Here is a 15,102-nt window from a genome sequence, read left to right as displayed (position 1 = left end):
ATTTTTTCAAGATTGAATGTTGCATATGGACATTGAATGTAATGGATTAATACATCCAGTTCAGGCTAAATCCTGTCGTCACATTGTCTGTTTTAAAGTGGTCTGGTTTTTTTAACGGCGTCCCAACAAAAACGTCATAATTGACCGATTTTAAGACTTGCCCACGTAATCCAAAGGCAGCACCCATTAAACTTGTTCCCAGCAATGGATTTGGCTCATGTGCGGTTTTACCCCCCACTTCACCATAGTCAATTCCGGTGTACCATTGCATCGGAAGCTTAAACATCGAGCCACTGATTTCATTACGGACTAAAAATCCATTATCTGCCAATAAGGTCTGTTCACCATCAAACCCTCTTACCGTATAGCGATTCCCAATCGAGAATCGATCTTGAGGGGTCAATGGTTTTTTACTGTACTGTGTTCGCCATTCAGCAAGATACTGTAGCGATTGATTGCCGACTTTAAATGGCACTTGCAGACCGGCATTCGCTTGTAAAATACCGACATGGGTATAGGCTTCGCCAAACTCTTCTTCAGGTGCATGCATTGCATTAAATGCACCTGTGCCTCTTTTATAGGTTAAATTGCCTGTTAATGTCGCATTGGCTAGATATTCTATATGATCCAAACTGGCTTTCCAGCCGCCGGTTTTTCGACGTTGTACTTCAATTTCTACATCATTGATAAAGTTTTGTGATTCCCGATACCAGCCTCCTACACTGGCTGTAGTTTTTCGTTTGGCATCACGATAAAGTACCCGAGATAAATCAGCCCCGATCAGTTTGCTTTTGCCGCTATAGTTATAGCTTTGGCTATCACCTGCAACCGTTTGGTTATAATCAGACTGACTATAACTGGTGCTAAGTAACCAATATTTGAGTGGAATGCTATAACTTAAGTAATAGCCATCTGTACCTCGTTTACCTTGATCTCCTCCGCCCAAATCATGGTTATAACTACCATAAAACAGGTCATTTGCAGTAAACAGATGGTCTAAAGATAAGGTTGCTGTACCTTGATACTTCCCAGTTGAATCTGAGCCTGCATCATCAACACCTAAATGAATCCGGTAGGGTTTTGTTTGTTGCCATGCCAGTTCTAAATCACTATAGCCAGGTTGATTACGTTGTTCTGAGGGCTTGATTTTAAAGTCTGCCTCAACAGTCGGCACACGTTTAAAGTTTTCTAAGCCTTGTTCAATATCCCGAATATTTAAAATATCCCCAGAGCGAACAGGCAAGGCATTAAATTTATGAGCACGCTTTGACGTTCCTTGAACAAATTGAATTTGATCTACTTTCCCAGCAATCACTTGTAGTTTAATCTCGCCCGAAGCAATATTTTGTTGAGGGAGCAGCATGCGGGTGGTGACATAACCATGACTAATAATACTGTTTTGAATCAGATCTAAGGCTTGGTTTAAGCCTTGTACCCCAATACATCGGCCAATGAGATTATGTTCACCTTGCGTGACAGAGCGCATAGCAAAAGTAAATTGATGCGCATCCTCTCCCATCAACACAAATTTTTTAATTTCAAAACATACATCTTCACTGTTTGATTTTAGATAGTGCAGTTGTGTTTGGGTTTGAAGTTGTTTTTCTAATCCCGTTTGCACTATAGCTTCGGGCTGTAATTGCTTTTGTAATGCTTCATCACGTTGTTTCTGGCGCTGAACAGCATCTAATTCTAACTCTGGACGCGGCTGTGGTTCTGCAGCTTGTATTGTTGTTGCTAAAATCGTAAAAAAAATACTCAAAGTAAGTTTATTAAATTTAAAATTATTCATGTCAATAGTGATTGTGATGAGTTTCACATTTAATTATGTTTAAATTATTACGTTTTGTAAATAGGACGCCGTGTATAATTCTAATCAATTTCAATAATAAAAATTAAGAATATAATTTCTAAATAAAAATATATATAAATTCAATATTTTAAATAAAATAAAGAGTGCTCTTTTTGGATTTTAAATTAATCCAACACTTGTCCAATCGAATAATAGGCTTGAGCAATAGGAGTTAACATATCATCAACCTGATACTACTGAATCGCATAATCACCCGTTTTCTAACCATCAAATAGAACATAACTCACCCAGTTTTGATCACTTTGAGGATTTACAGGCTGAAGCGTAAATAATTATACTTATTCACTCATTTCACAAAACCTGATCAATTTTCGATAGTTTCCCTAATGTATCGAAGTAAGCAATGATTAGTTGATTCTTATAAACTTCCGACATGTGCACAGACTGTGAGTTATTATTTTGATTTCTAGATAAAATGAGTTTACCTTATATATCTTCTTTAGAAACACTAGCTTCACTCGTGAGTACTTCTAATAGCCTTTCTGAAAACTGTTTTTTATTTTGAATAGAACTAAAATTGTTTAAAGGAAATGCTTTCGACAAATAGTGTGCAACCTCCTGATTAGGCATTTGCTTGAGTACCATTTTTATTTTATCTATTGTTGCTTGGGATAAAATATGCCCATTCGGTTGTGATATCAATGCATTAAATTAATCATCATGACTGTTTGGAATTGGTTTATTTATATTTTCACTTAATATTTTAGAATCAATTTCATTGTATGGCTGAGACGGATTATTTAATCCTTTATCAAAGTTCTTCAAAGCGATTCCATAGCATGAAACAAAATAGAATTGGCCAACAAGAATTACCTTAAAATTCATTTTATAAAGCACACAGATAATTTATGTTATTAATAAGAAAATTAGAAATAGAAAAATTGCTTCCACTATCAATCACATACTATTTAGTAAAGCCTGTACTAGTGAATGATTTAAAACTTGATGTGGATGCACAAACAGCTGTTTTTGCATCAGCAGAGATTTTCACCAAACACCGACCTATTGTAATTTAAATAAGTTTTCAAATTGTCTAATGTTAAATAGCTTCCCCCTGATTTCTGGCCGATTGCAACTACAGACACATATAAATTCGAAAGCGCATAATCTATTGCTTAGTGTTTAACTTCACGACTAAAGCATTTAGCCATTTTTACATCTCCAAAGTTAATATTGCATTAGCTTTAAAGCGACTATATGTCCATTTTTTCGTTTAGGATCAATCCACAGCCCCTGAGTCACTAATTGGGATTTTTTATTTGATGAACGTCATTTTATGAGCTTGTAGAAATTTAAACTAAATGAGTGACTATTCCTACAATGCCCTAAATACACCCAATTAATGTCATCTAATCTAAAATTTTATGTGAGTTACAGTGTGAGAAAAAAATACACATAAAAAAAAGCCCTTGTAAAAACAAGGGCCTTTTAAAATATTTGGCGGAAGTGGTGTCCGTATAACACTTGTTTTATGCAGTCCAAACCAATCCAATATAAATTTATTTTTCAACAATTTAAAATAAAACCATTCCAACTACGTCTTGCCTAATCCGACCATTTCCAATATTCTATGTGGGTTATTATGTGGGACAGGAATAACCCTATGCCTAAGAAAGCCAAAGAACTCTCTGCACTCAGTGTAGCAAAAATCAAAGAAAATGGTAGGCATGCTGTCGGCGGTGTAGATGGCTTGCATCTACGTATTGTGAATGATTCTCGCGCTTGGGTTTTACGTGTTGTTGTTGGGCAGCGCTTTGATGAAAATGGTAAACAACGAGTCCATCGCCGTGATATTGGTTTAGGTTCTTATCCAGAAGTGTCACTCGCTGAAGCAAGAACTAAAGCTCAAGAAATGAAAGCTCAAATCCGAAAAGGAATTGATCCTATTCAGCAAAAGCAAGATCAGCTTCAAGCTTTACGTATTCAAAAACTTCGAGATCGTACTTTTCGTGAATTTGCTCAGATTGTGATTGCTAATAAATCACGTGAGTTAAAAAACCAAAAACATATTGCTCAATGGTCAACTACATTAGAAACTTATATTTATCCAATTTTAGGTGACCGTGTAATTAGTTCTATTAGTAAAGTTGATATTGCCAAGGCATTAGAACCGATCTGGGCTGAGAAGAACGAAACAGCTAAACGTATTCGTGGTCGTATTGAAACCATTTTTGATTATGCCAAAGCCATGGAATATTTTGAAGGTGATAACCCCGCTGAATGGAAAGGTAACTTAGAACCTATTCTAGGTAATTTAAAACAGATATCACGCCCTCACCCTTCTTTACCTTATGATCAGGTAGCAGAATTTGTTCAGCACCTTCGTCAGAAAGATGGCATTTCACCCAAAGCTTTAGAATTTGCAATTTTAACGGCATGTCGATCTGGTGAAATTTTTGGAGCCAAATGGCAAGAAATTGATTTTGGATCTAAAGTTTGGACTATTCCAAAAGAGCGGATGAAAGCAGACAAAGAACATCGTGTTCCACTTTCAGAACCAGCAACTGAGTTATTGAAATCTATTCAGACTAATACAAAATCACAAGGCTATATTTTCCCTGCACCTCGTGGTGGTGAAATGCTATCTGATATGTCTTTAACGACATTAATCAAAAGAATGCATGTCCAAAAGTTAGAAGAAAATGGCTTAGGCTATATAGACCCTAAACAAAATCGAGTAATCACTACACACGGCTTCCGTTCTACTTTCCGCGACTGGTCAGCTGACAAAACCAACTACCCACGTGAAGTTTGTGAGCATGTACTCGTACATAAGCTACCTGATGAAGTAGAAGCTGCTTATTTACGCGGAGCTTATTTGGAAAAGCGTAAAAGTCTAATGGCTGATTGGGCTGAGCTCTGTAGTACACACTTTAACTAGACAGCAAAAAAGAATACTTCTGCCATCTAAGGCAGAAGCATCAATTTTATTAATAATCATCTAACTTAAAAATTAGCTTAAACAAAATAATTTACAAGCCCCAATTCATATTTGACATTTATCTTTATTTCAACAGCTATTTTCTGTGATTTTTTATCTTTTTCAACACTACGACTGATATAGTTTTGAGACCATAAAAATGAAATGATGATCATCAAAAGACAAGTCAAAACATAAATTAAATTATTTTTAGTTCGCCATTTTTTTAAATACCAATATAAAAATAGCAGAATATGCAATACAGGGATAAAGCTTAATATAAATGCAGCTGCTACCCATACAACCGCCCTACCGACTGTTACATCAGCAAATGTAATGGTTGAGTTGAGCACTTTGATTAAAAAAATCAACCATATGATTGCTAGTAAAGACCAAGAACCAAGATAAAGGATGAGAAAAAAATTCTTCTTCACTAATTGACTACTCCAAACCTTCATTTTTGATCCTTTTAGCGAGTTCAGCCCAGCGCCGTGGAGAATCTGGAATCACATGCGCGTAATAAAAATGCCCTTCCGCCTTACCGTTATTCATTTGAACTCCAAGTTTAAACGAGTTTTCAGCAAGTTCATAAAAACTCATCCCAGCATAAATAGGATCGCCATATTGGGTTAAATCAATAATGGTCAGTTTTTTGATATTTTTATGCTTTCTTAACATGGCTAAAAAGTCAGCATCTATAGGAGAGCCGATTAACACCAAATGGTCAACCACATAGCCAAGGTTTGCATAAGACTTGGCAGTTTGTGCTGCAAGCATTGAACCGTAAGAATAGCCAATTAAATTAAACTGTTTGGCAGATTGGGTTGAAGCTGGTGGATAAACACGCCAGTTGTCAGTACCATCATCATTTTTGATCATTACACCTGTACGTGCAGCATCTATTAGTGTGCCTATAGTACCCGGCAGATTTTTCGTTGCAGTATTACTCAACCCCGACCATATATAGTGGATTCCTGCATCTATAAATGCTTGAGTCATTGGCTTTAAATATGGTCCATCTAAACCCGCACCTCCCCAAAATACTGTACCACGTGGCTTATTTATAGGGATTATAGTTTTAGTGCCTGAGTCTGACTTTAATACCAGTGTACTGCTACCAGTGCCTACAATAATCGGTATCATTTGGGTTGTTCCTCGTAATTTTCAGGATAAACCTCTATCAATACCTCTAACATTTCAGATGCTGTCATTAATTGGGTTTGCCCTTGGCTATCGGTTTTCCCTGTAATTGTTACACCATCCATGATTATTTTATAAAATCGATCTGCAAGCGGAATCTGGGTAAACTCATCGACCAATACAAATTGATGTTCATAGGTCTTGTCGGAAACACGACTTTGCGCAATGACATGATTGGTATTTGATTTGGTTAATTTTCCACTTGAACCTTTATCAACAAGATCAACTGATTGGGTTGCCATCACAATATGGTTACCAGGGCAACCACATTTCACTTTGCACCCATGATAAGCAACGCCGACACTGCTACAAAATTGAAGATCACTTGCTTGTATAACAGTCCCCATAGCTTTACACGCTGGGCAAAAAAACTTATCTCCCAATACAATGATATTTTTACCATTTGATTTACGTGCCGTTTGAGAAGCAATCATACGTCCCCCTGTCGTGGTCAAATCACCTTCTAAAATAATCGGTTGTGACATTTAAGTTGACTCTCCTTGGCTGGTAGACCCATCAATACAGTGTTTTGGAGATGTAACCATCCAACAGTATCCAAATTGACTTTCTGTATTATGGATCAACAAAGTATTTTTTTTGTTTTCAGCCGAATTCATAATTGCAAGGCTTAATGATAGGCCTGAAACCATTGCAGCAGTATCGTTGAGGATTGGGCTGATAGAGACAAATTGATCATCTTCAATCTGAAAATGATCAGATACGGACATCAAGTCAGCCAAAGATTTGCTATGTGTTACAGCATGATCCGTAAATACGATTTCATCATCACCCAAAACTTTATCATTTTTTTGAAAATTATATGCTTGCTGAAGTTGCTCAATCGCTTGAATGAGATTTAAAGTCTCAGCACTTTGATGCGGTTTATACATCAACGGTATCGTAATATTAGCAATCGGTTCTATATCCGTGGTGCCTTGCTGATCCGAGAACAGCACTGCAAAACCACCCTCTGAGGGTTGTACCGCTTTTTGTTGTTGATTGAATTTAACATCAAGATGAAGTTGATCGATCCATGAGTCTGCCCCCATGATTAAAAGGAGTTGTGGGCTACTTACATGATCAATATCCAAATGCTCCATTACAGCATTATGGATAATGAGCTGAGTGCCTTCACTGCTTTCGACATGAGTCATAAAATAATCAACATCATGTTGTTCATTAATACCCATCAAATTTAAATGTTGTTTTAAAAGATCAAATAATATATCCCTTTCAACTTCTGAGATATGACTTGGTAATATATAAACTATTTTTAAGCTAGGGTGAGGACGATATACAGTAGGAAGTTCTTCTGACACTGTCTTTTTAGTTTGTGAGACCCATTCTGGATGCAGTCTGGCTTGCTGATTCTTCGCCTTATCACGTTCCTCTTGATTGGAATTCAAATTTTTAATCTGAATACTTTGTATAACCAAAGCCAATTGTTTAAACAAATGCGTGGTCATCTGCTCTACGCGTTTTGCGCGATCTGTAAATAGTGGTCGAGCATGTAATGCTGAGTTTTCTTGATCATTCAATGATGAAAGAGATTCAATACGTCGACTCAAATAAGGATAACTTATCTGAAATTTTAACAATGGATCAGGCTCTGGCAATTTTTTATCATCGAGTTGCATCATAATTTGTGTCAAATTTTCGCCAAAAGGTGTGCTGACTGCTGTTGCCAAAACAGATATTTTTTGCCCGATATGCTTTATTTTTATTTCATCTTCAGTGCTGGGAGGAGATTCTTCAGTAATCTCTGAAACAACGGGGCCGTCTGGTTTTCGTTTAGCAAATGCAAACAACCGAGTAATCGCAAAAACACAAAATACAATAGCCAAAGGTAAACCAATAAGCTTATTGATGAGTATCGTTGAGGATACCTCGATTTCATTATTGTCTCGCCAGTAACTGATGATCACCCAATCACAAATGACCAAGACAATAATTGTAAAAATAATCCATCGTACACTTTTTGACATAATGCACCTTAGTTTTTACTTACCAATGCAGGGTCTTGATAACTTTCATCAATCGTGATTCCTTGCGCCTTAAGTTCAGCCTCGGTTTTTGCTCGTATTTGATTCATCTGTTTTTTGATACCAGGATATAACGATACCCAACGCGCCGCATTGATTGCCGATTTCTTTAAATCATCATCCTTAAAGTATGGTGCATAATATTCTTTTTCTGATTGGAATTTATAACTTACGTAATACGCCCCTGGTTGTTGCTGATCCATCTTAGTTTGATCACGCCGAACTGTAATCGACAAATAAATCCCATTGGCTTGCAACATCCAACGTGAACCATCTTTTAATTGCATCCATTCATCCAAGCTATATACATAATTTGGATCAAGCTCATAAAATTCCTTACTTGCATAAGCCAATGCATCTTTATCGTTCAATCTTGGATCAGATAAACTGATATAACGTTGCCAACCTGCTTGTTTTAAATCTTTAAAAATTGCCAACATGGCTAAACGTGCTTGGTCATGACTCATCGTACTGTCATTGCTTAAACCAGCATAAACACTATAACCTGTAATTAAATCATTACTATTTGCAACTGATGTTTGTACTCCAATCACATGATGTAAGGTAATGCTGTTTGGTCCATGCTCAATCACTACATCAATCGGATTTTTATCCCAATGCTGATTATAAAAAGTAGTCGTAGAGGTTGGTAAAGGATTATCTATATTTGCCTGTATACGAGCAGCAAATTGCGCTCCTGTTTCTTTGTTAAAGTACAAAGTTAAAGGATTTATATGGTTATTATTTCCGTTATTGGAGGGTGCGTACTGATTACTACACGCGATCAAGACAAGCACACCCAATAATAAACATTGTCGAAGCCAATACCTTAGCACTTGCATTCCTCCTTTTTCTTTAACAAAACCCCAGATCATAACGAATACCTTATTTTTTACTCACCAATGCTGGGTCTTGATAGCTTTCATCAATCGTGATTCCTTGCGCCTTAAGCTCAGCTTCGCGTTGCTCACGTATTTGATTCATTTGTTTTTTGATACCAGGATATAACGATACCCAGCGTGCAGCATTGATTGCCGATTTTTTTAAATCATCATCCTTAAAGTGTGGTGCATAGTATTCTTTTTCTGATTGAAATTTATAACTTACGTAATATGCCCCTGGTTGTTGCGGGTCCATTTTGCTTTGTTCTCTATACATTTGGATGGTTAAATAAATCCCATTGGCTTGTAACATCCAACGTGAACCATCTTCTAATTGCATCCATTCATCCAAGCTATATGCATAATCTGGATCAAGTTCATAAGTATGTGTACTTGCATACTTCAATGCATCTTTGCCAGTCAACCGTGGACCAGATAAGCTGATATAACGTTGCCAACCCGCTTGTTTTAAATCTTTAAAAATTGCCAACATGACCAAACGTGCTTGGTCATGACTCATCGTATCATCATTACTTAAACCAGCCGAAATATCATATTCTGAAATTAACTCACTAGGATTAGCAACTCCAGATAGCACCCCAATCACATAGTCTACGGCAATACTATTTGCACCATGCTCAATTTGAATCTTAATAGGGTTCTTATGCCAACGTAATTTATAAAATGTGGTACTAGATGTTGGTAAAGGATTCGATGATTCTGGTTGCGTACGCGCAACAAACTGTTCCCCCGTTTCTTTGTTAAAATATAAAGTTAAATCATTCATGCTTTTTTTATTTCCTTTATCATCTGATGAGAGCTGCTGGCTACATGCTATGCTCATTAGGCTACATAACAATAAACATAGCTTTATCACATTTCGTATGGTTTTCATTATGCTCTCTCTTTTACTCGTTCACAGTACATCACGACTGTCTTTATAGTCGACCCAAGCTGCGATGGTTCTTAACTCTTGCTCCATATAGACTTTATCACTGTCTTGTTTAGTACCTTGCATTAAACCATGGAATTGTTTAGCAGCATCACCAATCCAATCCATCCTACTCTTAAAGTTTTCCAGTATGGTGTCATCTGGAGCAATCGACTCCAACCGAGATTGATTGGTGTCACATGTATGTGAAAATACAACTTTTAAAGTTGGTGTCATCCACTTTATATATCGCGAACGTTGTGCGGCTACCCATTTAGAAAAATCAGGATCATCATAAATCAATGGCTGCAATATGTTGCCTTGTTCATGATTGGCAACTGCCATCAGATGATCAAATTGAATTGTCGGGCGTTCGGTTCGGCTCACTGTCTGTTCAAATTCTTGAACTTTCAACATACCTTTTTTAATATTATCGTTATATTTAAATCGTTTAACTGCTGATAATGCTTTATCCGCCCAAGGCAGTTTGTCCAACACTGCCTTGACCTGCGGCACGCATTGTTCAGAATCCCGTTTTGTTGCACAAACATTAAAACTCCGTGGGTAATTACTCCAATACCAATGCCAACATGCCACATCCATAAATAACCAAAAGTTTCCTTTAGCAAGCCCAGTATGCACCATACTGATCGAACTTATACCTATAACTCTTAAATCCTCTAATGAGCAGGCAACTGTTTTACTGGCAAAAGCTCCCAATGCCATCCAGTAGTAACGACCTTTGAGTTTAGGATTACCGCCAACCTCTGTTTCTAAATAAAAGCGCGCATAGGTCGCCGCAATTCTTCTTGCACGCGAACTATACATAGCAGTAAGAGCTATGTTATTACCTTTCTTGTCACACAATCGAGCATAAGCAAATTGTTGCGCCATCGACCATAAATGATCACAACTCAGAGAAACCTCTGTGCAGGAATCCTGCTTTTGATTGGTGATACTTGTATTACCCATATATTTTTTCTCAAGTCAAAATCAAATATTTATTCGGATGTTTCGTCATCTACCAGTTCATACCAAACTGGATCAAATTGAATTTGTTGTTCCGTTAGAGAAAATACTTTGTCAGAAAGACCTGTATCGGAAGTCTCTCCCAAAACATCTGTATCCATACCGGTAATTTTATAAGCCAAACCATGAATCACAGTGCCTGATGGATCGAGCAATTTAAAACTTTCATTGTAACTCAACACACTTTCGAAGCTGGGTAGAGGTAATTTTAATGTTGCTGCACCCAATGTATTAAACATTTGAGACTTCACTTCTACCAGTGCAGGACTACCGATCTCAATCGAGCCATCGGTCTTGATTTTGATATACCCACCACTCTTATTACCAAGTGTTATTTCATTTTGAACCGCTATGGTGACTGAACCTTGACTACTTGTAATGGAAATATCTTTCAAGGCAGCTACTTGTAATGCATCATTTTGCGCCTGTATCTGCACCTCACCTTGGTTGGCTAGAACCTTCATTCCGCCTTGCTGCGCATATAGGCTCATACCACTCAGACTATTGGCTGTGAATTGCCCCATGCTACTCAAATCAATTTGCTTATTCGCAACTATTGTTATGCTTTCACCTGCTTGGTAAGTATGACTTTTCGGCGTAGTCACAGCTATCCCCGTAGGTGTACTAATCAATATGTTCGGTTTTGCCATAGTCTTAAGTTGGTCATCCAGTTGCTGTTGTAAACTCGGATAACGTGTATAACCCTCTTTTGGGTCAGCCTTTGCTTGTGTAGCGCCTTTTTGTAATATTTTGACTTGTTCCAAAGCTTGTTCAAGCCGTTGGATCGCAACCTCTATATCAAGCTGTTTATCAGCGGCATTCATTTGTGCATCTGTACCGACAAATAACCCTTTGGCTGCTCGAATCGCCCCCCACTCATCCGTCCTTAACTCAAAACCTTCTCCACGATCATCACTTTCCGCTTGATGTTTAGGATGACTAAGCTTTCCAAGATTCAGTTGGCTGGCTCCATGACTACTTTGTAGCTGAGCGCTGATCTGGTCTGTAGTATCATCAAATCTGAGTTGGTTAAAGCCACCGCCTTTATATTCCTTGCTCTTAATTCCTGACAATTTTTTTGTATCAGGCAATTTGCCTTTATCATCAAACTTAGTGGGATGGCGATGTCCTTCATGAATTCGTCCCAGGACAAATGGTCTGTCGATATCACCATCAAAAAACTCAATAACGACAATCTCTCCAATACGGGGTAAAAATCTCGCCCCATAGCCTTCGCCTGCCCATGGAGTCAGTACATCCACCCAAGCTGAGTCTGTATCATTGTCGTTAGAGCCTGCACCACCATCATGACGATGATCTTCATTTCGAGTAAACAGAAAACGAACTTTGATTCGTCCCCATTCATCCACATGGATTTCCTCTCCACTTGGTCCAACTACTTTGGCGCGCATTGGGTGAGCAGCTGATCTTTGGGTTAAGGGATTATATTGAGGGACAATCGTAATATTACGTCGTTGTAGGACTAATTCATTGGCTTGACGTTCATCATTGTTGTTTGCTGTGATAGTCGCTGCTTGCCAATGGCTTTGTTTCAGTAAAGTTTCAACTTGATTGGTCAAGTCTTTAGGTAAATTGTTTTGGTTATAAAAACGTTTAGATATGATCAGAAACTGCTTATCATGAGACTCTAGTTGAGATATTGTCGGATGTTCATCTAGTTCAAAAAAATAACCTACATGTGCATCACGCACAGTCGAGGTAGCTGTAAACTGTTTGGCTTGTGAATCGTAATAATTGCTTAGATTTTGGTTAAACTTTTCAATCTGACTGTTGCCTGATTTGGTTACACCATCTTCACCGTTTAAGTCTTGTATCCATGCTGGGCTAAAATGCCATGCTTGTTCTAACCCTAAACTCGCTGAATCTTGATTGTCTGAATGTCGATGCTTAGTTAAAACTGAGCCCGCACCTTCTTCTATTTCCAGTGCATCAGCTTGCCAACGTTGTATATGCACTGCGGTGGGTTGAATGGAACGTAATCCAGTAAAGGCTGTTATGCTGTCTGTGAGCTCTGTAGCGCTGCTACGGTGGAAACGAATGCTACGTCGATCAAGTGATTTAAATTGATTATTGTCATCGATTAAACGTAGTTTTTGTGGTTGGATTTGTTCATTAAAATTAGAAACTGTACTTTGTGCCTCATCAATTAAAGTGTTAACGCCTTCTGAGGAAAGAAGCCGTTGTACAAAATCTATATCCCGTTCATTCTGTTGCATAATGAATGGCCTTACATCATAGTCTTTGCTTAAGCCACTTTTATCCAGTGTCAGGCTTGAAGCAAACAAAGGGCTTTTTTCTCTCCATTCCTGAAAGATAATATCCATAATTTGCACGACAGACTTTGCCATAAACACACGGCTGTTTCTACGATGTTTCCACAATGCGGTTGGGTCTTCTACCGTGAGGCGATAGATTGTAAGAGAACCATCACTCGCGCCTGCATCAGCCTTTGTCACAATCCCAGAAATTCGATTGAGTTCTGATTTATCGTTGACGATATCAACGGCTACTTGAGAACCAATAAAGTTTTTCAAAGGTATATTTGCTGATGTAGACAGGCAGATCAGCTGTAAATTTATACCCTCATTGATCGTATGTTTTCCATCAATGCGCTGAAGGAGGACTTGATTATTCAGTGAATTATTGCTGAATTGAATATGCAAAGCACGTTTTTGAGCAGAAAGACCAAGCTGCTCTAGGGCAGTATAAATATTGTTAGACATGGTTTATTATTTGGTTTTAGATTGTAATCAATTCTACTAAAAAACAGACAATTTGTCTAGACAGGTTTGTCTACTGCCATAATTTTAAACAACTGTTTCCACCTCATTTTGTTGCAAGTCTCTCAACAAGCTACGTCTGAAATAAATTTGCTTTCGCGACAGTTGATATTTGTGTAGTAACTCTTCATTGTTCAAATGCATTAATTCATATTGATGGCTTTTGACCCAATCAATGGCTAATGGTCTTTTGGAAATGTTGAGTAACTTTTTTAATTGTGCTCTTGCTGACATGAGTTGATGTTTTGTAAGATTAAATTTTTGCGCAACATCTTTAACAGGAAGTTCATTACTTAAAAGCGCGTGCTGATTTTCCAATAACCATTGTTTTTTCTCAGCTCTTTTTTGTTTTAACCTTTCTGCTGTTGTAGACAGGTTTTGTTTCTTACACATTTGTTTATGTATTCTTGCAGCAACTGGAATACAAATATCCATCGCCTCAACCAAATCATCAATTTTGTTGCATGACAAAATAAGGTCTTGGTGGGTTAAAATTTTTTCATCAATTTCGGCTAACACTTTTCTTTTGTCTCGTTTTCTGATTGGTGTAATTCCAACTTTTTCAATTAAATAACGAGTATAGCGACTCACTCGACCTGTATCTAACTGATATTTTTCGAATAACACATGATGTGTTGCGTACAGTATTTCGTCTTGATGAGCGATTACCCATTCATAATCGGGTTTCTGGACTTTCTTTTGTATATCAAGACGTTTTCTAAAACGAATTAACACATCTTTAGAAAATCCAAGCTGTTTAGCTAAAACTGGCAATTTAATGGAATGATTTTGCTTAATAAATTCAGCCAATTCTTGTGTCAGGATAGTTGCATTATGTCCATAAACTTGTTCATGCATTCGACCTCTAAATAATGTTAATCCATTCAGTAGGCGTTTTTCCTCATAAACATCCCAGTCTTCACCCTCCCAATCTTTGATGGTTTTTATTGGGTAAAGTTTATATTGTTTAGCCATAACAACTGAAATTTATTGTGTTGATCAATAGTGCTTCTTTTATCAAGTTTAGCGTAAAATTTGAAGTACCTTTAAAAAATATTTATGGTTTTTTTGAACCCTTTTGACTGTATTTAAACGATGTTAATAATATTCAATACTGTAAACCCTGTAGAATAAGCCGAGCTTGCTTAGCTCAATGTGATGGATGAAAAAGTAGTTTCTCTTATGAATAAAAGTTCGACTGGCGATGTTTTATTTGAACGGCTTTGTTGCATAAAGATTTAAAAGTTAGTACTTCTCCAAGTAATTCAAATTTAAGGCATAACTTGGGTATGTGGTCGACCTAATTCCGTAAATCTGTTGAGGACTGCTAAACGTGCATGAATCTCATTGACTTGGCTTTGAAAGTTTCTCGAACTGAGTTTAAGCCACTTCACAGCTATTCTCTGATCGGGCACTATATTACTT

11 protein-coding genes and 1 pseudogene are annotated in these 15,102 nt (G+C 37.4%); 1 reads left to right on the top strand and 11 read right to left on the bottom strand.

Translation table 11 applies throughout. From position 1 onward, the window contains the following. Positions 1-46 precede the first annotated feature (46 nt). A complete protein-coding gene (locus tag AC4CVF_RS03390) occupies positions 47-1,792 on the bottom strand; it encodes a ShlB/FhaC/HecB family hemolysin secretion/activation protein (RefSeq protein WP_490788877.1) in 1,746 nt (581 codons plus the stop codon). Between the two features lie 1,684 nt (positions 1,793-3,476). On the opposite strand from AC4CVF_RS03390, the gene AC4CVF_RS03385 reads away from it, so the two are divergent. Continuing rightward, the gene (locus AC4CVF_RS03385) at positions 3,477-4,754 is read left to right on the top strand and encodes a tyrosine-type recombinase/integrase (protein WP_490788876.1); all 1,278 of its coding nucleotides are present in this window, start codon (positions 3,477-3,479) and stop codon (positions 4,752-4,754) included. 77 nt (positions 4,755-4,831) lie between these two features. Here the strand turns inward: AC4CVF_RS03385 and AC4CVF_RS03380 are convergent, their stop codons facing one another. The 10 genes and pseudogenes from AC4CVF_RS03380 to AC4CVF_RS03335 form a co-directional block, all read right to left on the bottom strand. Beyond that, the gene (locus AC4CVF_RS03380) at positions 4,832-5,251 is read right to left on the bottom strand and encodes a hypothetical protein (protein ID WP_336951636.1); all 420 of its coding nucleotides are present in this window, start codon (positions 5,249-5,251) and stop codon (positions 4,832-4,834) included. Further along, a complete protein-coding gene (locus AC4CVF_RS03375; protein ID WP_336951638.1) occupies positions 5,235-5,936 on the bottom strand; it encodes a thioesterase domain-containing protein in 702 nt (233 codons plus the stop codon). The genes AC4CVF_RS03380 and AC4CVF_RS03375 overlap by 17 nt, the downstream gene beginning before the upstream one ends. Further along, entirely contained in the window at positions 5,933-6,478 is a 546-nt protein-coding gene (locus AC4CVF_RS03370) for a PAAR domain-containing protein (protein ID WP_336951640.1), read from the bottom strand. The genes AC4CVF_RS03375 and AC4CVF_RS03370 overlap by 4 nt, the downstream gene beginning before the upstream one ends. Continuing rightward, a complete protein-coding gene (locus AC4CVF_RS03365) occupies positions 6,479-7,978 on the bottom strand; it encodes a hypothetical protein (RefSeq protein WP_490788875.1) in 1,500 nt (499 codons plus the stop codon). Positions 7,979-7,986: 8 nt separating this feature from the next. Beyond that, positions 7,987-8,910, bottom strand: a complete 924-nt coding sequence (locus AC4CVF_RS03360; protein ID WP_336951644.1) for a hypothetical protein — start codon at positions 8,908-8,910, stop codon at positions 7,987-7,989. 10 nt (positions 8,911-8,920) lie between these two features. Continuing rightward, positions 8,921-9,703 (bottom strand): hypothetical protein, encoded by a 783-nt coding sequence (locus tag AC4CVF_RS03355; RefSeq protein WP_336951646.1) that lies wholly within the window; start codon positions 9,701-9,703, stop codon positions 8,921-8,923. A 129-nt stretch (positions 9,704-9,832) separates the two neighbouring features. Beyond that, positions 9,833-10,819 carry a DUF2515 family protein gene (locus AC4CVF_RS03350; protein ID WP_336951648.1) on the bottom strand — a complete coding sequence of 329 codons (987 nt, stop codon included), beginning with the start codon at positions 10,817-10,819 and terminating at the stop codon, positions 9,833-9,835. 29 nt (positions 10,820-10,848) lie between these two features. Beyond that, on the bottom strand, positions 10,849-13,620 hold the full coding sequence (locus tag AC4CVF_RS03345) for a type VI secretion system Vgr family protein (RefSeq protein WP_336951650.1): 2,772 nt from the start codon (positions 13,618-13,620) through the stop codon (positions 10,849-10,851). 84 nt (positions 13,621-13,704) lie between these two features. Continuing rightward, positions 13,705-14,652 carry a hypothetical protein gene (locus tag AC4CVF_RS03340; RefSeq protein WP_490788874.1) on the bottom strand — a complete coding sequence of 316 codons (948 nt, stop codon included), beginning with the start codon at positions 14,650-14,652 and terminating at the stop codon, positions 13,705-13,707. A 296-nt stretch (positions 14,653-14,948) separates the two neighbouring features. After that, positions 14,949-15,062, bottom strand: a pseudogene (locus tag AC4CVF_RS03335) (IS5/IS1182 family transposase); the annotation flags it as partial. Positions 15,063-15,102 lie beyond the last annotated feature (40 nt).

Source organism: Acinetobacter sp. LipI_19 (assembly GCF_058242925.1).
Note: the sequence above shows the minus strand (reverse complement) of the source record. Positions and strands in the feature narration are given on the sequence as shown.